The organism is Nonomuraea phyllanthi (genome assembly GCF_006334985.2).
Classification (GTDB): Bacteria; Actinomycetota; Actinomycetes; order Streptosporangiales; family Streptosporangiaceae; genus Nonomuraea; species Nonomuraea phyllanthi.
Genome location: NZ_VDLX02000004.1, coordinates 519,183 through 541,958 on the forward strand (window position 1 = coordinate 519,183; position 22,776 = coordinate 541,958).

The following is a 22,776-nucleotide window of genomic DNA, read 5'->3' on the forward strand; positions in this document are numbered from 1 at the left end:
TCATGGGAGGCATGTCTGAGACGACGGAACACCGGAAGCAGGCCGAGGCGGCGGCGCTGGAGCTGTACGAGGATCTGATCGGTGCGTGGAACCGGCGTGACGCCGCGGGAATGGCGGCGCTGTTCGACCCCGCCGGCGCGATGGTCGGCTTCGACGGCAGCCAGGTGGCGGGATCGGACGTCGAGGGTCATCTGGCGCCGATCTTCGCCGACCACCCCACCGCGCCGTACGTGTACAAGGTGCGCGAGGTGCGGGCGCTGGCCGAGGGGGTGGTCCTGCTGCGGGCCATCGCCGGGATGGTCCCGCCGGGGCGGACCGAGCTGAATCCCGCCGCGAACGCCGTGCAGTCGCTGGTCGCCCAGAGCGGGTCAAACCAGAACGGGTCGGGAACGTGGCGGGTGGTGCTGTTCCAGAACACCCCCGCGCAGTACCATGGCCGGCCCGAGCTGGTCGAGCAGCACACCGAGGAGCTGAGCGGGCTGCCGCGCGGGGCCTCCGGCAGCGACTGACCCGGGGCGGACGGCGCGCCGGCCGGGGTGGACGGCGCGCCGAACGCGGCGGGGTGGCCCTCGCTAGGTGTTGGCCTTGACTTCGAGCAGCCCCACGGATGCCTGGCCGCTCTGCAGCACGACGCGCAGCCGTGTGGTGCTGACCGGGTCGAACGTGACGTGGTTGTAGGCGTTCAGCGCGGTCGGATACGAGGCGGGGATGTCGGTGTAGGCGCTGCCGTTCCAGTACTGGAGTTTCCAGGAGGCGGGCAGGCGGACTCCGCCGTTGTCGTCGAAGAAGTAGATGTCGGCGCTGGTGAGTTGCTGGGTGGAGGGCCAGGTGAGTTCGGCCCATTGGGTGCCGGTGTTGGGCCAGGTGCCCCAGCGGGGGTTGGTGGTGTCGTTGGAGCGGGGCGGGTCGATGCCGTCGTTGATCGCGGCCACGCTCTCCCAGGGGGAGGTGTAGGACGCGGACGGCGTCGCGCTGCCGGCCACGTTGGTGGAGGTGCCGCCGCCGCTGCCGACCGTCAGCTGGTAGGTCCTGGTCACCGGCGTGCTCATCGTGTCGTAGTCCCTGAGCTGGACGGTGAACGTGGACGTGCCCGGCGCGGCCGGCGTGCCGCTGATCGTCCCGGTGAACCGGTCGAGCGTGAGGCCCGCCGGCAGGGAGCCGCCGGTCACCCGCCAGTCGTAGAACGGCACGCCGCCCTTGGCCTGGAGCGTCTGGCTGTAGGCGGTGCCGGGGGTGGCCGCCGGCAGGGAGGTCGTGACGATGGACGGCGGCAGGAACGGCGTCAGGTTGCGGTTGAGCTTCCACCCGGCGTTCTCCGCGACCAGCAGCGCCAGCTTGGTGAGCATCCACCGGCGGGTGGGGAACATGTGGGTCCAGCCGCCGTTCTGCCCGCTCAGCCGGTCCCAGTACCGCTGGTCGCCCGGGATGTGGTAGCTGCTGTCGAGCGGCACCGGGTAGCCCTGGTACGCCACCACGTCGGGGTCGTTGCCGCCCGACTGGACGTAGGCGCGCATGCCGGCCCAGTCGCTGTGGTAGGCGACGGCGTGGCCGTACTCGTGCATGACCAGGCCGTGCACGTCGAGCACCGAGCCCGCGATGTCGGTCTTGTACCAGTCCTCGTCGGCGAGGGAGGTGAAGAGCTGCTTGTTCGCCTCGTCGTACTCGAAGATCATCGCCGTCGAGCGGTGCAGCGGGCCCGCGACCTGCTGGCCGCCCCGGGTGCTGTAGCGGCCGTTGGCGGCGGGGTAGCCGGTCGAGTACGGGGTCTGGATGCCGCGGAAGAACACGTACATCCCGTTGTAGGCGGAGGCGTTGGTGACGTTGATGCTGTTCTGCCAGTCGTTGCCCGGCAGGTGGTTGGACTCCGCGCCGGCCGCCACGGTGTCGAACGGCTGCATGTCGAAGAACCGGAACCAGTCCTTGACCGCCTCCTCGGCGGCGTTCCTGAAGTCGGGGTCGCCGAAGTAGCCGGTGATGGTGTCGTAGCGGTAGTCGAAGGTGATCGGCAGGCTGGGCTGCAGCGCGGTCTTCTCGTCCTGCTGCACCCGGATCGGCAGCTGCTGCTGGGTCGTGGTGCCGGACGCGTCCCGGATGTTCAGTTTGAGCGTGTAACTTTCATCCTGGCCGGGGCCGCGCTTGGAGTGGATCGCGAGGCGGAACGGCTTCTGCTCGCTCGCGGCGGCGAAGGTGAGGGTCTTGGTCGCGCCGGTGGCGGTCAACCGGCTGGGCAGGTCCATCATGAGCCTGGACGTGCCCTCGGCCTTGAGGTCGATGGTGACGGGGTAACGGGCGTCGGCCGGGGGCTTGACGGTGAGCTCGACGTACGGATTGGCCAGGTAGCCCTGCCAGTCGACCAGCTTGACGCCGTAGTCGTTGACGGTCCTGCCGAACATGTCGACCACCGTGGCGGTGGATGCGGCGTGCGCCTGGTGCTGCACGCCGCCGAGTAAGGAGGCTAGTACGACCGCCGCTACGGTGATGCGCCTGACGCCCCTGGCGGCTCTGGGGGCGTGGCGGCGTCCTCGGTCCATCGGGACTCCTTTGAGGGGGTTGGGAATAGGTTTTCCCAGGCGCACAGTAAGGTGTTACACAGCACCGGTCAACCCCGGTCGTCAGGGGGTGGCGCGGCGGGTGGACTCGCGCAGCACCAGGCTGGCCGGGACGATCGTGAGGCCGCCGGGCGCCGGGTCGCCCGCGATCGCGTCCAGCAGGTGGCGGGCCGCCAGGCGCCCGATCTCCCCGAGGTTCATGTCCACGGTCGTCAGCGGCGGGCGGCAGCCCAGCGCCATCGGCTCCCAGTTGTCGAACCCCACCAGTGCCACGTCCTCCGGGACCCGCCGCCCCCGCTCGCGCAGCGTCTCGGCCACCCCCCGCGCGATCTGGTCGCTGCCGCAGAAGATGGCGTCCACGTCGGGTGACTCGTGCAGCAGCACGTCGGCCCCCTGCCGGCCCCACTCCTCGCTCCACTGCCCGTAGAGGATCTCGCCGGCGGGCGAGAGCCCGGCGGAGGCCAGGGCGGTGGTCATCCCCTGGGCGCGGCGGCGGGCCGCCTCGAAGCGCTGCGGGCCCGTGACGTGGCCGATGCGGGTGCGGCCCGTCGCCATGAGGTGGCGCGCGGCCAGCGCCCCGCCGCCCTCATCGTCCGGGATGATCGACACGTCGGAGTCGTCCGTGGACTGCGTCATGGCGTAGACGACCGGGACGGGCAGGTCGCGGCCGATGCCCGGCCGGGGCTCCGTGCGCCGCCCGGTGACGATGATGCCCTCGACGCGCCTGGCCAGCAGGCGCTCGACGTAGTGGCGCTCCCTGATCGGGTCGTCGCGGGTGTCGCACATGAACACCGAGATCTGCCCGGCGCCCAGCGCGTCCTCGGCGCCCAGCATCACCGGGATGCTGAAGCGGCCGAAGCTGTCGCCCGTGACCAGGCCCACCGTGTACGTGCGCCCGGCGAGCAGGCCCTGGGCGAGCGGGTTGGGCCGGAAGCCGAGCCGCTCGGCGGCGGCCAGCACCCGGTCGCGGGTCTCGACGCGCATCCGGCCGCGCCCGTTGAGCGCCTTGGAGGCGGTGCCGATCGACACGTCGGCGGCCGCCGCGACGTCTCTGATCGTGACGGTTTTCGTTGTCCCATCGGAAGGGCTGGCCAACCGAGTCCCCTTTCGCGGTCACACCATAACGCGCAACGCGCGTCCCCTTGACCTGTGATGTATCACACCTTACCCTCCGGATGAGAAAACCTATTCCCACGGTTTTCCCACGGAGTCTAAGGAGCTTGATGCAGCAAAGTCCCGTCGATCCCTCCGGCCGGGCAGTGTGGCGGCCGGTCGGCATCCGCGACGTCGACATCACCGGTGGCCCGTTCGCGCGCTGGCAGCGGATCAACCACGAGGCCAGCATCCCGCTGGGCCTGGAGCAGATGGAGAGCTCCGGCGCGCTGCCCAACCTCCGCAGGGCCGGGGGAGAGGGCGAGGGGCCGTTCCAGGGCTACCGGTTCCAGGACTCCGACCTCTACAAGCAGCTGGAGGCGATCGCCTGGGAGCACGTCCGCGCCCCCGAGAGCGGGTACGCGCGGTTCGCCGACGAGGCGGCGGCTGTGCTGAGCAAGGCCCAGCGGGCTGACGGCTACCTCAACTCGCACTACCAGGTCGTCAAGCCGGACAAGATCTACGCCGAGCTCGAGTACAGCCACGAGATGTACTGCGCGGGCCACCTGTTCCAGGCGGCGGTGGCCGCCGCCCGCGCCGGGATCGGGCAGGGCGTGGTGGAGGTCGCCCGTCGCCTGGCCGACCACCTGGTCGAGGTGTTCCTGACCGGCGGGAACGACGGCATCGACGGCCACGCGGAGGTCGAGACCGCCCTGGTCGAGCTCTACCGGCTGACCGGCGAGCGCTCCTACCTCGACCTGGCCGTCAAGCTGATCGACAACCGCGGCAAGGGCCTCATCAAGGACAGCGGCATGGGCATGCTCTACGCCCAGGACCACCTGCCGGTGCGCGAGGCCGACACCGCGGTCGGGCACGCGGTGCGCCAGCTCTACCTGGAGGCCGGCGTCGTCGACGTCTACCTGGAGACCGGCGACGAGTCTCTGCTGGAGTGCTCGCTGCGCCGCTGGGAGGACATGGTCGCCACCAAGACCTACATCACGGGCGGCCTCGGCTCGCGCCACGACGGCGAGGCGTTCGGCGAGCGGTACGAGCTGCCGCCCGACCGCGCCTACAGCGAGAGCTGCGCCGCCATCGCGAGCGTCCACTGGAACTGGCGGCTGCTGCTGGCGACCGGTCACGGCCGGCACGCCGACCTCATCGAGCGCACGCTCTACAACGCCTTCGCCGCCTCCACCTCGGCCGACGGCCTGCGCTTCTTCTACGTCAACCCGCTGCAGCGCCGCGACGACCTCGTCGAGGACGCCTACCTCGGGCGGCGCAGGGAGTGGTTCGCGTGCGCCTGCTGCCCGCCGAACATCATGCGCCTGGTCGCCTCGCTCGGCTCGTACGTGGCCACCACCGGCGACTCCGGCCTCCAACTGCACCAGTACGTGCCGGGGACCGTCGCGGGGAAGGTGCGCGTCGAGACCGACTACCCGTGGGACGGCCTCGTCCGCGTCACGGTGGAGGAGGCGGGCGAGTGGGAGCTCGCCCTGCGCATCCCCGCCTGGAGCGAGACCACGTACGTCGACGACCGCCCGGCCCGGGCGGCCCACGACGGATATTTCCGTATCCGTCGCGACTGGCAGCGCGGCGACACGGTGGAGCTGCGGCTGGACATGACGCCCCGGCTCAGCTACCCGCACCACGCGATCGACGCCGTCCGCGGCTGCGTGGCGCTGGAGCGCGGCCCGCTCGTCTACTGCTTCGAGCAGGCCGACCAGCCCGAAGGCGTGGACGTGGCCGAGCTCGCTCTCGACCCGCAGCCCCCGCTGCGGGTCAAGCCCGTGGCCGACCTCGGGGGAGTCGGCCGCACCGTACTGATCGAAACCGACGCCGTCGCCGTGCACCAGCCGCGCGGCGGCCTGCCGTACACCACGAAACCCCTGGCGACCAGCACCGGCGTGACCGCGACCGCCGTCCCCTACTTCCAGTGGGACAACCGCGACGGCGGCGCGATGCGGGTCTGGATCCCCCTCGCGTAAGGAAAGACGCGGATGAGAAGACGCGACCTGTTGAAGCTGGGCGGGCTGGCCGCCCTCGGCGCCTCGGCGGCGGCCTGCGGCGGTTCCGGCTCGGGCTCCGGCTCGGGCGGGGACGTGGAGCTGCAGTTCATGTACTGGGGCTCGACGTTCGAGAAGGCGGCCGTCGAGCGGATGCTCAAGCAGTACCAGCAGAAGCACTCCGGCGTGACGGTCAAGCCGCTCTACACGCCCGACGAGTACGACGTGAAGCTCAACACGCTGGTGGCCAGCAACCGGCTGCCGGACGTCGGCTACGTGCCGCTGGCGATGTCGTTCCGGCTGGGCGAGCAGGGCAAGCTGGTCAACCTGTTCCCCTATTTGAAGAAATATCCGCAGTTGGCCGGATATCTGCCGGACGCGTACCTGTGGAGCGGCCAGGACAACCTGCACGGCGTCGCCACGGCCAACGAGATCGAGCTGCTCTGGTACAGCAAGTCCGCCATCGCGGCGGCCGGCGTCACGCCGCCGCCGGCCGACGCCGCCTCCGCGTGGACGTGGGACCAGCTCGTCGAGACCGCCTACAAGCTGACCGTCGACCAGAACGGCAAGCACCCGGACGAGCCGGGCTTCGACCCCAAGCAGATCAAGCAGTTCGGCATCTCCAGCAGCATCACCTACGGGGCCGCCTGGTACGGCTTCCTGCGCAGCAACGGCGTCGACTTCGCCGACGAGGCCGGCAAGAAGTGCCTGCTGGACACGCCCGAGGCCATCGAGGTGTTCCAGAACCTGCAGGACCTCATCTACAAGCACCGCGTCGCCCCCGGTCCTGGCCAGCTCGCCGCGACCGGCGACGACGTGCCGGGCACGAACATCCTGCTCAAGACCAAGCGGGTGGCCATGGTGGTGGACGGCCACTGGAGCCTGCTCGACATGAACGAGAGCAAGGTCGACTACGGCATCGGCGTGCTGCCCAAGTACGCGGAGCCGTTCACCTCCACCCAGGTGGCAGGGGCGTCGGCGGTGTTCGCGGGCGGCAAGCACGAGCAGGAGGCGGTCGAGCTGTTCGCCTTCCACAACGACCCGCGCTACGTCGACCTGTTCGCCAAGGGCCTGTGGATGCCGCAGGAGAAGAAGTACTACGAGGACCAGGCGGCCATCGACTCCTGGACCAAGAACGACCTGCACCCGCCGGAGTTCCGCACCGCCGTCGTGGACTACGCCCGCGACCACGGCGTGCCCGTGTTCGGCAACCGCGTCAAGAACATGTCCTCCATCTCCAGCGACGTGCTGACCCCGGCCCTGCAGGAGATCGAGACCGGCAAGCGCCCGGCCGGCGAGATCCTCAAGGCGGCCGCGCCGAAGATCACCAGCATGCTCCAGGGCTGGCAGCACACCCAGGACCTCTGATGCGCCGTCTCGAAACGCGCTGGGGCATCCTCATGGCGCTGCCCGCCATCCTCGGGTTCGTCATCTTCACCATCGGGCCCATGGTGGCCTCGGCGTTCTTCAGCCTGACCGACTGGACGATCGGCGGCTCGCCGTCCTTCACCGGCCTGGACAACTACACCACGATGGTCCACGACGAGCTGTTCTGGAAGTCGCTGGGCACCACCACCTACTACACGCTCGGCGCGGTCCCGCTCGTGCTGATCGTCAGCTTCGCCGTGGCCATGCTGCTCAACGAGAAGGTGCGCGGCCTGGCCGTCTGGCGCACGATCTTCTACCTGCCCACGCTGGTCCCGGCCATCGCGAACGTCGTGCTCTGGATCTGGATCTTCAACCCGGACTTCGGCCTGCTCAACTCCCTGCTGCGGCAGGGCGGCCTGCCCGGCTCCCAGTGGATCTACGCCGAGTCGACCGCCATCCCCTCGCTGATCATCATGAGCACCTGGGGCTTCGGCAACACCATGGTGATCTTCCTGGCCGGGCTGCAGGGCGTGCCGAGGCACCTGTACGAGGCCGTCTCGATCGACGGCGGCGGCGCGTGGCGGCGCTTCTGGCACGTGACGCTGCCGATGATGACGCCGACCATCTTCTACAACCTGGTGGTCGGCGTCGTGGGCACCTTCCAGGTGTTCAACCAGGCGTACGTCATGACCGAGGGCGGCCCCAACCACGCCACCCTCTTCTACGTCTACTACCTGTTCCGCAAGGCGTTCACCGAGAGCGAGATGGGCTACGCCAGCGCCCTCGCCTGGACCCTGTTCATGATCATCATGGTGGTGACGTTCCTGATGTTCAGGAACGCCCGCCGCTGGGTCTACTACGAGATGGCAGGCGCGCGATGACCGCCGTGGCGACCCCCGACAAGACCGCCCGGCGTGGCGTGGCCCCCACCCAGGGGCTGCGCAGACCGCGCAGGTACGGCCGGATCCTGCTGTACGTGGCGCTGCTGGCCGGGTCGATCCCGACCCTGCTGCCGTTCGTCTGGCTGGTGCGCAGCGCGCTCATGCAGGACGCGCAGATGTTCGTCTCGCCCCCGCAGTGGCTGCCCTCGCCGTTCCAGTGGTCGAACTTCTCCGAGGCGCTGACCACCCAGCCCTTCGGCCGCTACTTCCTCAACACGCTGGTCATCGCCGTCATCAGCGTCCTCGGCACCGTGCTGACCTGCTCGGTGGCGGCGTTCAGCTTCTCGCGGCTGCGCTGGCGCGGGCGCAACGTCGTCTTCGCGCTGCTGCTGAGCGGCGTGATGCTGCCGTACGCGGTGACGCTCATCCCGACGTTCGTGATGTGGCAGCAGCTCGACGCGATCGACACCATCGCGCCGCTCACGGTGCCCAGCTGGTTCGCCGGGGCGGGCGGGGGAGTGTTCAACATCTTCCTGCTGCGGCAGTTCTTCCTGACCATCCCGTTCGAGCTGGACGAGGCCGCCTACATCGACGGGGCCTCGCCGTGGCGGGTGTTCTGGACGATCGTCATGCCGCTGTCCAAGCCGGCGATCATCGTGGTGACCATCTTCACGTTCATCGGCACGTGGAACGACTTCCTGGGGCCGCTGCTCTACCTGCAGAGCGAGGAGAACTACACGCTGTCGCTGGGGCTGGCCTCGTTCCAGAGCATGTACCTCACCCAGTGGGGCTACCTCATGGCCGCGTCGGCGGCCGTGATCGCGCCCATCATCGCGCTCTTCTTCTTCCTGCAGCGCTACTTCATCGAGGGGGTCACGCTGACCGGCATCAAGAACTAGCCGGGAGTCAGAAGCGGCCTCGGCGGCGCGCCCCCGCCACCATGGTCGCCACCAGCGCGGCCGCGCCGAACCCCGCGCCCGCCACGAGCAGCACGAACCCGACCATGAGATTCCAGTTGCCCAGCTCGTCGAGGACCGGGAGGGTGGGGTCGAGGTAGAAGGCGACGATCCACAGGACGCCGAGGACCCATGAGGCGGCCATCGTCCAGACGAACTTCCACGCCAGGGGAGTCATCCGAGCATCGTACGGGCGCGGCGTCCCCCGTGTCCCGGCTCGTCGCGGATTCCGGCACTACACCCGCTGGTCCGCCTCGGGCCAGTCCCAGCCCAGCTGGAGGAAGAGGCCCAGCCGGTCGCTGACGGCGCGGATCTCGCTGATCTTCCCGGCCGTCATGGTGAAGACGAAGATCGCCTCGACCACGAAGCTCCTCATGGTCGGCTCGGGCATCCGGGGGTGGTGGCCGGTGTGCCGGCCGGTCATGAGCAGCCGCGCCACCACCCGGTCGCCCTCCTCGATCAGCTCCTCCACCGACAGGTGGAACGGGTCGAAGGCGTCCAGCTGCATCCTGATGCCCTCGAAGGCGGCGCCCGGCTCGTCGGGCTCGCCAAAAATGATCTTGTTGTGGTCGACGACGCCGGCGGCCACGTGGGCGGGCAGGTCGGCCAGGCGGCGCTCGTTGACGGCGGTGACGAAATCCCGGACCACGGTCTTCACGCGAACTCCTTCTCTTACGCTGTAAGACGCTATCTTACGGTGTATGAAAAGAGCGGGCCTGTCAACCGAGAAGGTGCTGGACGCGGCGCTCGACCTGGTGGACAGGGAGGGAGTGGCCGCGCTGTCGATGCGCAAGCTGGGCAGGGAGCTGGGCGTCGAGGCGATGACGCTCTACTACTACGTCCCGAGCAAGGAGGCCGTCCTCGACGGCCTGGTCGAGCGCACGCTGGCCGGCGTCGAGACCCGGCCGCAGGGTCCGTGGCGGGAGTGGGCGCGCGGGTTCGCGATCGCGTTCCGCTCCGCGCTGCTCGCCCACCCCGGCCTGCTGCCGCTGCTGGCCGCCCGTCCCGTGGCCACCCCCGGCGGGCTGGCGACCGCGGAACGCGCCGCCCAGGCGCTGGTCGACGAGGGCTTCACCGCCTCCGAGGCGCTCCACGTGATCACGACGCTCGGGACCTTCGTGATCGGCCAGGTGCTCGCCGAGGCGGGCCGGGTGCCCGGCCAGGAGGGACCCGACCCCGAGCCCGACCTCGACCCCGCGCGCCACCCCGTCCTCGCCCGGGCGCTCGCGGCCGGTCTCGGAACGCCGCGGGACCACGAGGAGCGCTTCCACTTCGCCCTGGACGCCCTGCTGGCTGGCCTCCGGCCACGCGGATGACGCCTGTCGTATTCATGACATGTCAGGATGTCGCCTGGTCAATGCCTTGAATCGAACGCGCATGCCGGGCCAGGCTGCTCCACGGTGTTCGTGGCGCCGTCGAAGGCGATGGCCGGGCGCCCTGTGTTTGGAGGCCCGGTGCGGCGCACAACCCCCTCGGCCCGGCTGCGCCGGGCCGCGTTCGTCCCCTTCGCCGTCTTGCTCGCCCTCTTCGGGCTCGTCGTGCCCGCCCAGGCGGCGGAGCCCCCGGGCCCGGTCCAGCCCGAGCTGCGGGCACAGCTGGACAAGGACGGCAAGGCCGACTTCTGGGTCGAGTTCAAGGAGCAGGCCGCGCTGACGTCCGCCCCGGCCATCCGCGACTGGGCCGAGCGGGGCGCGGCCGTGGTGGCTGAGCTGCGCGCGACCGCGCAGGCCAGCCAGGGCCGGGCGCGCGAGCTGGTCCGGGCCGCAAGCGCCCGCTCCACGTCCCTGTACATCGACAACTCCCTGTACGTGCACGGCGGCTCGGCCGAGCTGGCCGGGCGGCTCGCGGCCGATCCGGCGGTCGAGCGGGTACGGCTGCCGCGCACGTACAGGCTGCCCGAGCCGTCCCCGGGCGAGCGCGTCGCCGCGGCCGGCCAGGTGGAGTGGGGCATCAGCGCCATCCACGCCGACCAGGTGTGGAGCGAGTACGGGAGCACCGGCCAGGGCATCGTGGTCGGGAACATCGACTCGGGGGTCGACGTCTCCCACCCCGCGCTGGCCGCGGCGTACCGGGGCGCCAACGGCGACGGCACCGTCACGCACGACCACAACTTCTACGACCCCACCGGCCTCTGCGACGGCCCCGCCCCGTGCGACAACTTCGGCCACGGCACGCACACCATGGGCACCATGGTCGGCGCGGGCGGCATCGGCGTCGCGCCCGGTGCCCGCTGGATCGCGGCCAAGGGCTGCCGCGACTTCCAGTGCGCCGAGCTGACGCTGGCCCTGGCCGCGCAGTGGATGCTCGCCCCCACCGAGGCGGACGGCTCGAACCCGGACCCCGCCAAGCGGCCCGACATCCTCAACAACTCGTGGTCCTCGGGGCCCGGCGACCCGTGGTACCAGGACTACGTGCGCGAGTGGGTGGCGGCGGGCATCTTCCCCGCCTTCGCGGTCGGCAACGACGGGTCCGCGTGCGGCACGCAGCACTCGCCCGGCGAGTACCCCGAGTCGTACGCCGTCGGCGCGGTGGACCAGAACGGCGACGTGGCCTGGTTCTCCTCGCGCGGCGAGGCCGGATCGCCCGACAGCAAGCCGGACATCGTCGCGCCCGGCCAGAACGTCCGCTCCAGCACGCCCGGCGGCACGTACCAGGTGCAGAACGGCACCTCCATGGCCACCCCGCACGTCAGCGGCGCGGTGGCGCTCATGTGGTCGGCCGCCCCCGCGCTGAAGGGGGACGTCGCCGCGACCCGCGCCATCCTCGACGCCACCGCGCACGACCACGCCGACACCACCTGCGGCGGCACCGCCGGCGACAACAACGTCTACGGCGAGGGCATGCTCGACGTCCACGCCGCCGTCGGAGCCTCGCCCCGCACCGGCACCGGCGTCCTGGCGGGCACGGTCACCGACAAGAGCACCGGCAAGCCCGTCGCCGGCGCGCGCGTCTCCGCCACCGGGCCCCGCACGCTGGAGACCACGACCGGCGCCGACGGCGCCTACCGCCTCCACCTCGACGAGGGCGACTACGACGTGCGCACGTCGCTCTTCGGCTACGACGACGCGAGCCTGCTCGGCGTCCACGTGACCGAGGGAAAGACGGTGTCCGAGGACGTCGCCCTGGCACCCGCGCGCACGGCGAAGGTGACCGTGCGCGTCGCGGACGGATCCGGGCACGGCTGGCCGCTGTACGCCGGGATCTCGGTCGAAGGGGCGTCGCGCACGTGGTTCACCGCCCCCGGCGACGGCCGCGCCTCCCTGGACCTGCCCGTGGGCGCGACATACCAGGTCACGGCCACCCCGCGCTACCCCGGCTACCGGCCGGTCACCCAGCAGGTCACGGTCGAGGCCGCCGGAGAGCCGTCCGCCGGCCTGACCGCCGACCTGACCGCCGAGATCGACGCCCAGACGTGCGCGGCCCCCGGCTACGCCGCCGGGGACGGGACGTGCGCACCGGTGGCCGGCGGGCTCGTGTACGGCGCCGTCACCGACGCGAACACCCGCGAACCGGTCGACACCGCCACCGTCACGCCCGCCGGCGGCACCGGCAACGACACCGCCGCCACCCCCGACGACCCCACGCTGCCGGACGGGTTCTACTGGGTGTTCGCCCCCGTACCGGCGTCGGGCGACCGGCTGCTCACCGCCGCCCAGCGCGGTTACCAGACCGCCTCCGAGCCCGTGAAGGCCGGGGCGGACCAGGTGTCGAGGATCGACTTCGCCCTCAAGGCCGGCCGGCTGTCGGTGAGCACCGAGAAGGTGTCGGAGCGGGCCAGGCTGGGCGAGCGCGAGCGGACCCGCCTGACCATCACGAACCGGGGCACGGCGCCCGTGACCTACGACCTCGCCGAGTCGCGGCAGAGCCCCGTCCTGCGGGGGCAGGGCGCGCCCGCGCGCCGGATCGAGACGTCCGGCCTCAGCCCCGCCGCCATCACCGCCCCCGGCACGGGAGCCACCGCCGAGGGCGGCCCTGAGGGAGGTGCTGAGGGAGGCCCTGAGGGAGGCCCTGAGGGAGGCGCTGAGGGAGGTGCTGTCCCGGCCGCCGCCCCCTGGACGGATATTTCCGATTATCCGACGACGATCAGGGACAACGCCGTCGGCTACCTCGACGGCAAGGTGTACTCCTTCGGCGGCTCCCTCCGCGGCGAGGGCGGCACCCCAGCCTCGTACGTCTACGACCCGCTCGCCACCGCCTGGACGCGGATCGCCGACATGCCGGAGGCCCGCCAGAAGCCCGCCTCGGCCTTCGTGGACGGCAGGTTCTACGTGGTCGCCGGCTGGGGACCGCAGGGCGCGCCCTCCGCGCGAACCCTCGTCTACGACCCGAAGACCGACACCTGGAGCAGCGGCGCGGACAGCCCGCACCCCTGGGGCGCGGTCGGCTCTGCCGTGCTCGACGGCAGGATCTACGCGGTCGGCGGCTGCGCCGGCGACTGCCAGACCGCGACCGACCAGGTCACGGTGTACGACGTCGCGAACGACCGCTTCACGGCCGCGGCGCCGTACCCCGAGCCGATCTCCTGGGCGGCCTGCGGCGGGATCGACGGCCGGGTCTACTGCGCCGGCGGCCTGGCCGCCGGGCCGCACGGCACGACGCGCGCCTACGTGTACGACCCCGCCCGCGACGCCTGGGACAAGGCCGCCGACCTGCCGCTGGACCTGTGGGGCAGCAGCTACGCGGTGGCCGGCGGGAAGCTGCTCGTCGCGGGCGGCGTGACGAAGGGCGGCAGCACGCTGACCAACGAGGCGTTCGCCTACGACCCGGACGCCGACGTCTGGACCGCGCTGCCGAACTCCCGCAACGCCCTCTTCCGCGGCGCCGCGGCCTGCGGCTTCTACAAGATCGGCGGCGCCGACGGGCCGCGCGTCACGCCGTACAGCGAGGTCCTGCCCGGCTACGACGGCTGCGACCCGGCAGGAACCGACGCGCCGTGGCTCAGCGCCGACCCGGCGCGCGGCACCCTCGCCCCCGGCCGCAGCGCGCGCGTCACCCTCACGCTCGATGCCCGCGAGCTCGCGCAGCCCGGCACGTACGCGGCAGGCTTGACGATCGTCGAGGACACCCCGTACCCCGCGCCCCGGATCGGCGTGACGCTCGAGGCGGAGGCGCCCTGGCACTGGGCCCACCTGTCCGGGCAGGTGCGCTCCAAGGCGTGCGACGGCACGGCGAGCCCGCTGCCCGGCGCCACGGTGACGGTCCGGCGCGGGCGCGACACCTGGACCGTCGGCACGGACGGCGAGGGCCGGTACTCCCTGTGGATCAAGGGCGGCGTGCGCAGGACCGAGCTGGCGGTGACGGCCGACGGCCACCGGCCGGCCGAGTTCGGCGTACGGCCGCTGCCGCACCGGGAGGTGCGCCGCGACGCCACCCTGTCCCGCACGGACTGCTGACGCCCGCGGGCGGCGTCCCGGCCGGTCAGCCGGGTGGCAGCAGCGGGTTCGGAACGGCGGCCGCGGTCACCGCGACCGGGCACCAGGCTTCGAGCAGCGCGGTCTGGGTGACCTGCCCGAGGAGCAGGCCGGGGGGACACTCGTTTCCCCGGTTGCCGAGCACCAGGAGCGTGGCGTCCTTGGTCGCGTCGATCAGGACGCGCTGGGGGCGCTCGGTCACGAACTCGGTGACCACCGTGACCTCCGGGTGCCGGCGGGCCAGAAGGGCGGCGACCTCCCGGAAGCGGGCCTCCGCGCCCGCGCGCAGCGCGTGCGAGTCCACGAAGGGCAGCGGCTCCTGCCAGGACGATGACCCGGGGTCCGCCCAGCAGCACAGAGCCCTCACGGTGCCGCCACGCAGCGCGGCCTCGTCCAGGGCGAAGTCGAAGGCCGCCCGGCTGGACGGCGAGCCGTCGAGGCCGACCACGATCCGGGCGTCCTGGCCGCTCGGCGGCTGGAGGGACGGGCGTACGACGACCACCGGCGTGACGCTGTGCGCGGACACCTGGACGGCGGCCGATCCCACCCGCAGCCCGTCGAACCCGCCCTGCCCGCGAGACCCGAGCACCGTCATCGCCGCATGGCGCGCGGCCTCCAGGAGCACCGCCGAGGGAGTGCCTCTGCTGAGGAGCGGCCGGACGTCCAGCTCCGGGGCGAGCTTCGCCGCGAGGCGGACGCCTTCGTCCACGACGCCGAGGGCGACCTGCTCGATCTGCGTCACAATCTCCTGCGGAATGGGCCTGGGGGCGTAGGGCCAGTGCAGGGCGTGGCAGACCAGGAGGGGCAGCCGCCGTAGCCGCGCCTCCTCGATCGCCCACTGCAGCGCGTGCCGGCTCTCGGGGGAGTCGTCGTAACCGACCAGTACGGGCCGGCCGGCATATTCATCGCTCACTGCCGCCTCCGAGGGACGAAATGTCGGGTCCTGTCGGATGAGCCTGCCCGTCGCCGCTGAAATGAGCCCCACAGCCGGGGAAACTCTTGGCCTGTCCGGCTTGCCCCGGCCCCTTCCCGGAGGCGGCCCATCACACCAGATGGATGGCGCCTTCGGCGCTCCTCCTCGTTCCCGGGTTCTTCGTCAGCGGCCTGTGCGAAGAGCTCGGCTGGTCCGGGTATGCCACCGGGCCCCTGCGGGAACGATGGGGAGCCCTGAAGGCGGCTCTCGTCCTGGGATCGGTGTGGGCCGTGTGGCACTGGATGCCGCTGCTGCAGGTGGGGAGGCCCCGCCGCCGTTCACGTCTCCGCGGCCGGGAGATCGACCCGGACGCCGTGCTCGGCCGCCAACCGCAGGACCTCCTCCAGGTCCGCGGCGTACACCTGCATCCCGTGCTGGTCGTCCGCCTCGGTCGCGGAACGCAGGGCGGCTCGCGCCTCATCGACCCGGCGCCGCACGCCGCCCTCGAAGGCTCCCATCGCATACCTCCGGCAATTCGACTCCTGACTCCTTGGAAGCGTTGAAAGCTCACCAGGGCGGCTCCCCGGAATAGGGGACATTCACATTCACTCGCCGGACCCTGAGCCTGCCTAGGGTCCAAGGTCCCGCCGCGTCGGGACCACCGTCCCTGACCTGGGGTCGAGGGACGTCATGGGTGGCGGCCCGGCGCTGCGATCGCTCTCCCCTCGCAGGTCCAGGCCCCGGAAACGCCGCGGAAACAGCCGCTGGTGCACAAAGGATGACCACGCCTACCGAAAGGAAGTCACGTGGTAAGTGCGACAGCGACGACCGCGGCACTGGGGACGCTGCTGATGGGCTCCCTCGCCGCAGGCACGCCGGCCGTGGCGGAGCTCGACCGGCGCCCCGCCGTCGTGTGGCGGGAGTGCCCCGAGTACTCCGACGACGAGCTGCGCTCGCGCGGGCTGCGGGAGGAGGAGCTCGCCGCGTTCAGGCAGCTGCTCGGCCGCACCGAGTGCGGGACGCTCGCCGTGCCGCTGGACTACGCCGACCCGGGCGGGCAGCAGATCAGCATCGCCCTGACCAGGCTGAAGGCGACGGACCAGGAGCACCGGCTCGGCAGCATGGTGCTCAACCCGGGCGGGCCGGGCGGCAGCGGCTACCTGATGCCCCTCGAACTCGCCGTGAAGGGCGCCGGGCTGGGCGGCCGCTACGACCTGATCGGATTCGACCCGCGCGGCGTCGGCCGCAGCACGAAGGTCGCCTGCGCCGACGGCCAGGGCGACCGGCGGCCGGGGCCTGTCACCGAGGCGTGGGCCAGGGAGGTCTACGCGGAGACGGCCGAGCGCAACAGGGAGTGCGCCGCGTCCGACCCGGCCTTCCTGGGGCAGCTCACCACCGCGAACGTGGCCCGCGACATCGACCGGATCCGCGCCGCGCTGGACGAGCGGAAGATCAGCTTCTTCGGCGTCTCCTGGGGCACCTGGCTAGGGGCCGTCCTGCGGAGCCTCTTCCCCGGCAAAGTCGAGCGGATGTGGCTGGACAGCGTGGCCCCGCCCACCTCCCGGACGGACCGCGCCACGGAGCTGCGCGCCGGAGCCACCGATCGCGAGTTCCGGCGGATGGCCGCGTGGATCGCCGACCGGGACGGCACGTACGGGCTCGGAACCTCCCGCGAGCAGGTGATGGCCACGGTCGAGAAGCTGCGCAGGTCGTTCGACGCCGAGCCGCTGACGTTCAGCGACCTCGATCTCACCGTGGACGGCGCGGTGATCGCCGACGTGGCGGGCCGGCCCGGCTTCGCCTGGCCGGACGTCGCGCAGTTGTTCAAGGAACTGCTGACCGCCGAGGGGCCCTCCGCGCCGCCGGCGGTCAGAAAGGTGCTGGGCGGCCCGCCGTCCGGGGCCGCCGCCAGCACCGACAGGACGGCGAACCGCGCCTTCCACTGCAACGAGGATCAGGGCTCGCGCTCGTTCGAGGCCGCGTGGAACGCCTACCGGAAGCGGATGAAGCGCTACCCGGTGACCGGCCGGGCCACGCCCTTCGTACCGATGTGCGCGGGGTGGCCGCTGCCGGTGCAGGAGACGCGCCTGCGCGGCGGTGGCTCGCTGATGCTGTCGGGCCACCTGTACGAGACCCTGTCCCCTTACGAGGGCACGGTCGCCATGCACGAGGCCATCGGCGGCACGCTGGTGACCATCGACGACGACGTGCACGGTTCCGCCATCCGCACGCCCGGCTGCGCCGCCAAGATCGTCGACTACTTCGAGACGGGCCGGCGTACCCGCACCTGCCCCGGCGCGCCCCTGCCGGCCTCGACCGAGACGCCCGGCCGCGGCTGACGCGGCACCCAGAGAGGGACCAGCTCACATGAACGCTGATCTGTCGCGGCGCGCCCTGATCACCGGCGCGACCGCCACCGCCGCACTCGGCGCCCTGCCGGCCCGCGGCGCGGCCACGACCGCCGGACGGCCCGCGCCGCCGAACATCCTGCTGTTCACCGTCGACGACATGGGCGGTGACTCGCCCGGATGTTTCGGCGGCCGCCCCGACCTGACGCCGGCGATCGACCGGCTGGCCCGCGAGGGCCTGGCCTTCCGCCGGGCGCACGTGCCGGTCGCGATCTGCCAGCCGAGCCGCTCGGCCACCATGACCGGCCGCTACCCCCACCGCAACGGCGCCGAGGGGTTCGAGCCCATCCGCGACGACGTGCCGGTGCTCAACGATCTGCTGCGCCCGCGCGGCTACCTGACCGGCATCCTCGGGAAGGTCGGCCACCTCGCCCCCGTCGAGCGGTTCGCGTGGGACCTGCAGATCACCCCGCCGCAGCTCGGGATGGGCCGCGACCCGGAGCAGTACGCGCGGTTCGCCGCGGAGCTGTTCGAGCGGGCCAGGACGGAAGGGCGGCCCTTCTTCCTCATGGCCAACGCCGAGGACCCGCACCGGCCCTTCCACGGCAGCGCCGCCGAGCAGCGACGGTTCACCCCCGAAGAGCTCGCCACGATCGCGACGCCCTCGCGCGTCTACACCCCGGCCGAGGCCGAGGTGCCCGGCTTCCTGCCCGACCTGCCCGGCGTGCGCGAGGAGATGGCGCAGTACCTCAGCAGCGCCCGCCGCGCCGACGACACCCTCGCGGCGGTGCTGGCCGCGCTCGATTCCTCCGGCCTGGCCGGGGACACCATCGTGATCTTCATGTCGGACAACGGCCAGGCGGTGCCGTACGCCAAGGCCAACTGCTACGAGCACAGCACCCGCACCCCGCTGATCATCCGCTGGCCCGGCGTGACCGGTCCCGGTGACGCCGACGACCACCATTTCGTCTCCACGATGGACCTCTTCCCCACGCTCTGCCGCGCCGCGGGCGCGCCCGTCCCGGACGGGCTGGACGGGCGCGACCTCACCCCGCTGCTGGAGGGAGGCGGACAGCCAGGTCGCGGCCACGTCAACACCGTCTTCCACGAGTCCGCGGGGCAGACCCGCTACGAGATGCGCGGCCTGCACGACGGTCGCTGGAGCTACATCTGGAACGCCTGGTCCGACGGCCTGCTGGAGTACCGGGCCGAGAACATGAGCGGCCTGACCTGGCCCGCGATGCTGGCCGACCCCGCCGTCGCCGCCCGGGTGGACTTCTACCTGCACCGGACGCCCGAGGAACTGTACGACCTCCACGACGACCCCCACGCGCTGCGCAACCTCGCCGGGGACACCCGGCCCGAGATCGTCGCCGCGCTGGACACCAGGCGCGCGGCGCTCGACGCGTGGATGCGTGCCACCGGCGACCCCATGCACGACCAGTACCCCCATGCCAAGAAGGGATCCTTCTCGTGACCCGTACCCGGCTGCTCGCCCTGACCGGCCTTGCCTGCGCCGCGCTGACCCTGCAGAGCATCGCCCCCGCCACGGCGGCCACCGCCGACCGTCCCACGACGGGCAACGTGCAGAAGGCGCTCGCCGAACTGGCCAAGAGCGCCAAGGTGGTGGGCGCCATCGGCGCGGTCTACGTCGACGGCAGGAAGGCAGGTGAGGGCTCGGCCGGCTCGCGCCTGCTCGGCGGCAAGGGCGGCGGGATCCCCGCCGGCGCTCGCTTCCGGGCCGGGTCGCAGACCAAGTCCATGACGCAGGTCGTCCTCATGCAGCTGGTCAGGGAGCACAGGCTCGCCCTGGACGACAGGCTCTCCGACCTGCTGCCGGAAGTGGTGGACGAGGACCTGGTGGAGCGGGCCGACGAGATCACCGTGGAGCAGATGATCCACCACACCTCCGGCATCCCCAACTGGTACACCCCCGAGCTGGTCGATCTCCTCGACTTCACCACGTACCTCTCGCCGATGGAGCTGATCGAGCGGTCCCGCACGGTGCCGCGCTCCCAGGAGCCGGGGGAGAAGTTCTCCTACTCCAACACCAACTACTTCCTGCTCGGCCTGATCATCGAGAAGCTCACCGGCCACAGCGTGGCGACGGAGTTCGAGCGGCGCGTCTTCGACCCCCTCCACATGGACGACAGCTACCTGCCGGTCAGGTTCCCCGGCGGCATCAGGGGCAGGCACGCCCACGGCTACTTCCCCGACGAGAACGGCAGGCTGCGCGACGTCGACCGGCTCAACATGAGTTACGGCTACGCGGCCGGCGGCGTGATCTCCACCACGCACGACCTCGCCGCCTTCCACCGGGCGTACGCGGGGGACAAGCTGCTGACGAAGGAGGAGAAGAAGGCGCTGGAAGCCGGCCGCCCGGCCCAGGAGCCCCGGCCCGGCCGGCCCGAGGACCCCGGCGACCGGCGCGTGTGCGGGCAGGAGAGCGCGTACGCGGTCAACAAGGGCAGCTCGTCCGGCTTCAACGCGGTCAGCTACATCTCGCGGGACGGCCGGGTGCAGTTCGTCATCTCGGCCACGCTGAGCACCCGCAACACCGATCCAGCGCTCGACCCGCTGCTCAACAAGGCGGCCGAAGCGGTCCTGTGCCCCGGCGAGTGACGCACCGGGGGCCGCGGTGATCAATCCGGTGCGGCCCGCGCCCCCGCCAGCATCTCCTGAGCGCGGGTGAGTCCGGCGAGGCGGCCGGCCAGCAGCTCCAGCGCGGAGCTCAGCACCTGCTCCGGGATGCCGCGCGAGGCGAGAACGTCCGTCAGCCAGCCCGCGGACGAGGAGAACAGGTCGGGGTCGTCGACGTACAGGGCGGCCCGCAGGAAGTCGACGACGTAGGAGACCGACTCGCCGGTGACCTCCCGGCTCACCTCGGGGAGCCGCCGGGCCAGCTCGTCCATGACGCCTCTCATCAGCTCAGGGGCGGACGCGGTCAGGACGGCGTACTCGTGCCCGGCCTGGTGCGCCGGCCCGCCGCCGTCACGGTCGGCGGCCAGCCGGCGCGGCAGCGGACCGTCCGCCAGGCGGTCGGCGGCGGCCCGCGCGTCGGGCGCCCAGGCGTCGGCCCCCAGCAGGCGGGCGTAGCGGCCGTCCGGGCCGAAGGCGGCGCCGCCCGCCAGCACCGGCGTGCCCGCCGCCTGGCACGCGGTGATCGCCGCGTGCGCGTCGGGCAGGCGGGTGGCGAGCGAGCTGGACAGCGCCACCGCGTCCGGATTCGTCCGGTGCAGGTGCGCGACCAGGTGCGGGGTGGGCACCTGCGCGCCCAGGTAGTCGACCTGCCAGCCGCGCAGGCGCAGCACCTCGGCGAGCAGCCGCGCGGGGAACGCGTGGAACTCGTGGTCGATGCAGGCCACCGCGATGCGGCCCCTGTCCTGTGACAGGCTCGCGCGCGTGGCGGGATGGTGAGCCAGGGCGGAGAGCACCCGTTCGTTGATGGCCGTGGCCGTGTGTTCCTGGGCCACCGTGATGCGGTTGGCCGCCCACTCCTGGCCGACGCGCGCCTGCACCGCGGCGACGACGTCCAGCAGCAGGGTCTCCATGGGCATGCCGGCGTCGAGGGCGGCCAGCGCCGCGTCGGCGGCGGCGTACTCGTCGCCGGACGTCGCCGCCGCCCACAACCTCTCGACGCGCTCCTCGATGTCGTGGCTCACGGGCTGTCCCTTCCGGTCGCGTCGCGGGGCGCGGTGATGGCGACCACCGCCATGTCGTCGTGCTCGCCGCCGCCGACCCACTGCGAGGCCAGCATCTGCACGCGTTCGGCCAGGGCCTCGGGCGGCATGCCCGCGCACTGCCTGAGCTGCTCGCGCAGCCGCTCCTCGCCGAAGAACTCATCGCCCAGCGGGCCGCCCCTGGCCTCGATGATGCCGTCGCTGTACAGCAGGCACGTCTCGCCGGGCTCCAGCAGCACCGATTCGGTGACGCCGGTGACGTCTTCCAGCAGCCCGATGAGCGTGCCGCCGGCTCGCACCGTGTCCACCCGGCCGTCGTTCCGCACGATCAGCGGGGGCGGGTGGCCGGCGCTGGTCAGCCGCACCAGGACCCGCGCGCCGCGGCGCTCGATCGAGGCCAGGACGAGCGTGACGAAACGCGCCGGTTCCTCCTGGCTCAGCAGCACGCCGTTCAGCAGCTCCAGGACCCGCTGGTGGTCGTCGGCCAGCGGCACCAGGGCCCGCAGGGTGTTGCGGATCTTGCCGGTGAGCACGGCCGCCTCCAGGCCCTTGCCGGACACGTCGCCCAGCACCACCAGCGGCCGCCGCTCCGCCCCGGCCGCGGGATGCACGTCGTAGAAGTCGCCGCCGACCCGCTCGCTGGCCTCCGCCGGCCGGTAGCGGGCCGCCACCTCCACGCCCTCCAGCCGCGGGGCCGAGGGCGGCAGCAGATCGGCCATCAGGGTCTCGGTGATGGCCGCCTGCTCGGCGTACAGCCGCGCGGCCGAGATCGCCGCGCCGGCCCACGCGGTGAACAGCGGCGCGAACACCTGCTCGCCGTCCGAGAAACCGGCCGGGCGGGTACGGCGCAGCAGGATGAGCGCGCCCGCGGGCATTCCGTGCCCGGGCAACGCGGCGACCGCCACGGCCGCGACCTCGCCGGCCCCGGCGCGCAGCACCCACCGGGGGACCTCGGCCGGATCGACCCACCGGGCGGGCACGGGCGGGAAGCCCCGCAGCGCCTCGGTCAGCCCCGGGACCGTGCGGGGGTCGATGGAGACGTCCTCACGCGCCGGCCGGCCCCGGACGTCGCAGGAGACGACCGCGTGCCTGCGCAGGGCCAGCGGCAGCACCACCAGCGCGGCGTCGGCGAACCGCCGGGCGGCCAGGCGCGCGGTCGCCTCCAGGCAGCGGCCGAGGTTCAGCGACGACAGCAGCTCCATGGACGCCTCGACCATGAACACGGTCCACTCGCGCTCCGCGCGCAGTGCCTCGACGGCCCGCTCCTCGCCGCCGACGTCGATGAGCAGCCACATGACCCGGTCGGGCTCGGCACGTACGGGATGCGCCTCGAACACCGACCCGCCGACCGCCCCGCGCGCCGCCCCGCTCTCCCGCCCGCCTTCCGGTGCGACGCGCTCCTGGCCGGCGAGGGCGCCGCGGTGGGCGCGCGCCAGCCACTCCGGGGCGGCCCTCTCCAGCGGCACGCCGGCGTCCGCACCGGGCAGAAGCAGCCGCGCCGCAGTGTTCGCCCGCTCGATGACGCCGGCGGAATCGACCGCCAGCATCGGGTACGGCGCCTCCTCCCACACCATC

Annotated in this window: 18 protein-coding genes and 1 pseudogene; 11 read left to right on the forward strand and 8 right to left on the reverse strand. The window is 72.2% G+C overall.

The genetic code is table 11. The annotated features are described in order from the left end of the window. Window positions 1–11: 11 nt before the first annotated feature. Window positions 12–509, forward strand: coding sequence for an SgcJ/EcaC family oxidoreductase (locus FH608_RS13870; protein ID WP_139630863.1), 498 nt, complete (start codon window positions 12–14; stop codon window positions 507–509). A gap of 63 nt (window positions 510–572) precedes the next feature. On the opposite strand, the gene FH608_RS13875 is transcribed toward FH608_RS13870, so the two are convergent. Both FH608_RS13875 and FH608_RS13880 read right to left on the reverse strand, forming a co-directional pair. Continuing rightward, window positions 573–2,531: a putative Ig domain-containing protein gene (locus FH608_RS13875; protein ID WP_139630864.1), complete on the reverse strand. Its 1,959-nt coding sequence runs from the start codon at window positions 2,529–2,531 to the stop codon at window positions 573–575. An 81-nt stretch (window positions 2,532–2,612) separates the two neighbouring features. Then, window positions 2,613–3,644: a LacI family DNA-binding transcriptional regulator gene (locus tag FH608_RS13880; protein WP_139630865.1), complete on the reverse strand. Its 1,032-nt coding sequence runs from the start codon at window positions 3,642–3,644 to the stop codon at window positions 2,613–2,615. Between the two features lie 128 nt (window positions 3,645–3,772). On the opposite strand from FH608_RS13880, the gene FH608_RS13885 reads away from it, so the two are divergent. The 4 genes from FH608_RS13885 to FH608_RS13900 are packed head-to-tail and all read left to right on the forward strand — an operon-like array spanning window position 3,773 to window position 8,792. Beyond that, complete coding sequence (locus tag FH608_RS13885) at window positions 3,773–5,626, forward strand: glycoside hydrolase family 127 protein (RefSeq protein WP_139630866.1); 1,854 nt, start codon at window positions 3,773–3,775, stop codon at window positions 5,624–5,626. 12 nt (window positions 5,627–5,638) lie between these two features. Further along, a complete protein-coding gene (locus FH608_RS13890) occupies window positions 5,639–7,012 on the forward strand; it encodes an extracellular solute-binding protein (RefSeq protein ID WP_139630867.1) in 1,374 nt (457 codons plus the stop codon). After that, window positions 7,012–7,893 carry a carbohydrate ABC transporter permease gene (locus FH608_RS13895; RefSeq protein ID WP_139630868.1) on the forward strand — a complete coding sequence of 294 codons (882 nt, stop codon included), beginning with the start codon at window positions 7,012–7,014 and terminating at the stop codon, window positions 7,891–7,893. Before FH608_RS13890 ends, FH608_RS13895 begins: the two co-directional genes overlap by 1 nt. Next, on the forward strand, window positions 7,890–8,792 hold the full coding sequence (locus FH608_RS13900) for a carbohydrate ABC transporter permease (RefSeq protein WP_139630869.1): 903 nt from the start codon (window positions 7,890–7,892) through the stop codon (window positions 8,790–8,792). Before FH608_RS13895 ends, FH608_RS13900 begins: the two co-directional genes overlap by 4 nt. A 7-nt stretch (window positions 8,793–8,799) precedes the next feature. Here the strand turns inward: FH608_RS13900 and FH608_RS13905 are convergent, their stop codons facing one another. Then, on the reverse strand, window positions 8,800–9,027 hold the full coding sequence (locus FH608_RS13905) for a cell division protein CrgA (protein WP_139630870.1): 228 nt from the start codon (window positions 9,025–9,027) through the stop codon (window positions 8,800–8,802). 57 nt (window positions 9,028–9,084) lie between these two features. Then, window positions 9,085–9,507 carry an ester cyclase gene (locus FH608_RS13910; RefSeq protein WP_139630871.1) on the reverse strand — a complete coding sequence of 141 codons (423 nt, stop codon included), beginning with the start codon at window positions 9,505–9,507 and terminating at the stop codon, window positions 9,085–9,087. A gap of 43 nt (window positions 9,508–9,550) precedes the next feature. On the opposite strand from FH608_RS13910, the gene FH608_RS13915 reads away from it, so the two are divergent. Together FH608_RS13915 and FH608_RS13920 are read left to right on the forward strand one after the other, a co-directional pair. Beyond that, window positions 9,551–10,165, forward strand: a complete 615-nt coding sequence (locus FH608_RS13915; protein WP_139630872.1) for a TetR/AcrR family transcriptional regulator C-terminal domain-containing protein — start codon at window positions 9,551–9,553, stop codon at window positions 10,163–10,165. Between the two features lie 138 nt (window positions 10,166–10,303). Then, on the forward strand, window positions 10,304–14,242 hold the full coding sequence (locus FH608_RS13920) for a S8 family serine peptidase (RefSeq protein ID WP_139630873.1): 3,939 nt from the start codon (window positions 10,304–10,306) through the stop codon (window positions 14,240–14,242). A gap of 25 nt (window positions 14,243–14,267) precedes the next feature. Here the strand turns inward: FH608_RS13920 and FH608_RS13925 are convergent, their stop codons facing one another. Next, window positions 14,268–15,173 carry a universal stress protein gene (locus FH608_RS13925; protein ID WP_139630874.1) on the reverse strand — a complete coding sequence of 302 codons (906 nt, stop codon included), beginning with the start codon at window positions 15,171–15,173 and terminating at the stop codon, window positions 14,268–14,270. Between the two features lie 143 nt (window positions 15,174–15,316). On the opposite strand from FH608_RS13925, the pseudogene FH608_RS54355 reads away from it, so the two are divergent. Next, window positions 15,317–15,469: pseudogene (locus tag FH608_RS54355) on the forward strand (CPBP family glutamic-type intramembrane protease); the annotation flags it as partial. Between the two features lie 42 nt (window positions 15,470–15,511). Here FH608_RS54355 and FH608_RS51440 read toward each other — a convergent pair. Further along, the gene (locus FH608_RS51440) at window positions 15,512–15,691 is read right to left on the reverse strand and encodes a hypothetical protein (RefSeq protein WP_193318416.1); all 180 of its coding nucleotides are present in this window, start codon (window positions 15,689–15,691) and stop codon (window positions 15,512–15,514) included. Window positions 15,692–15,979: 288 nt separating this feature from the next. Here FH608_RS51440 and FH608_RS13935 point away from each other — a divergent pair, with 288 nt between their 5' ends. Genes FH608_RS13935 through FH608_RS13945 form a run of 3 tightly spaced genes read left to right on the forward strand, consistent with a single transcriptional unit; the run spans window position 15,980 to window position 20,143 of the window. Next, a complete protein-coding gene (locus FH608_RS13935; RefSeq protein WP_226899462.1) occupies window positions 15,980–17,512 on the forward strand; it encodes an alpha/beta fold hydrolase in 1,533 nt (510 codons plus the stop codon). A gap of 28 nt (window positions 17,513–17,540) precedes the next feature. After that, window positions 17,541–18,998, forward strand: a complete 1,458-nt coding sequence (locus tag FH608_RS13940) for a sulfatase family protein (protein ID WP_139630875.1) — start codon at window positions 17,541–17,543, stop codon at window positions 18,996–18,998. Next, a complete protein-coding gene (locus FH608_RS13945; RefSeq protein WP_193318391.1) occupies window positions 18,995–20,143 on the forward strand; it encodes a serine hydrolase domain-containing protein in 1,149 nt (382 codons plus the stop codon). The genes FH608_RS13940 and FH608_RS13945 overlap by 4 nt, the downstream gene beginning before the upstream one ends. A 20-nt stretch (window positions 20,144–20,163) precedes the next feature. Here FH608_RS13945 and FH608_RS13950 read toward each other — a convergent pair whose 3' ends face one another. Continuing rightward, a complete protein-coding gene (locus tag FH608_RS13950) occupies window positions 20,164–21,183 on the reverse strand; it encodes a cobalamin B12-binding domain-containing protein (RefSeq protein WP_139630877.1) in 1,020 nt (339 codons plus the stop codon). Next, window positions 21,180–22,748, reverse strand: coding sequence for a PP2C family protein-serine/threonine phosphatase (locus FH608_RS13955; protein WP_226899464.1), 1,569 nt, complete (start codon window positions 22,746–22,748; stop codon window positions 21,180–21,182). The genes FH608_RS13950 and FH608_RS13955 overlap by 4 nt, the downstream gene beginning before the upstream one ends. Window positions 22,749–22,776: the final 28 nt, after the last annotated feature.

Bases quoted from the DNA above. Each gene is read 5' to 3' on its own strand.
- FH608_RS13870 (WP_139630863.1), top strand. From the start codon at position 12: ATGTCTGAGACGACGGAACACCGGAAGCAGGCCGAGGCGGCGGCGCTG.
- FH608_RS13875 (WP_139630864.1), bottom strand. From the start codon at position 2,531: ATGGACCGAGGACGCCGCCACGCCCCCAGAGCCGCCAGGGGCGTCAGG.
- FH608_RS13885 (WP_139630866.1), top strand. From the start codon at position 3,773: ATGCAGCAAAGTCCCGTCGATCCCTCCGGCCGGGCAGTGTGGCGGCCG.
- FH608_RS13890 (WP_139630867.1), top strand. From the start codon at position 5,639: ATGAGAAGACGCGACCTGTTGAAGCTGGGCGGGCTGGCCGCCCTCGGC.
- FH608_RS13895 (WP_139630868.1), top strand. From the start codon at position 7,012: ATGCGCCGTCTCGAAACGCGCTGGGGCATCCTCATGGCGCTGCCCGCC.
- FH608_RS13900 (WP_139630869.1), top strand. From the start codon at position 7,890: ATGACCGCCGTGGCGACCCCCGACAAGACCGCCCGGCGTGGCGTGGCC.
- FH608_RS13905 (WP_139630870.1), bottom strand. From the start codon at position 9,027: ATGACTCCCCTGGCGTGGAAGTTCGTCTGGACGATGGCCGCCTCATGG.
- FH608_RS13915 (WP_139630872.1), top strand. From the start codon at position 9,551: ATGAAAAGAGCGGGCCTGTCAACCGAGAAGGTGCTGGACGCGGCGCTC.
- FH608_RS51440 (WP_193318416.1), bottom strand. From the start codon at position 15,691: ATGGGAGCCTTCGAGGGCGGCGTGCGGCGCCGGGTCGATGAGGCGCGA.
- FH608_RS13940 (WP_139630875.1), top strand. From the start codon at position 17,541: ATGAACGCTGATCTGTCGCGGCGCGCCCTGATCACCGGCGCGACCGCC.
- FH608_RS13955 (WP_226899464.1), bottom strand. From the start codon at position 22,748: ATGCTGGCGGTCGATTCCGCCGGCGTCATCGAGCGGGCGAACACTGCG.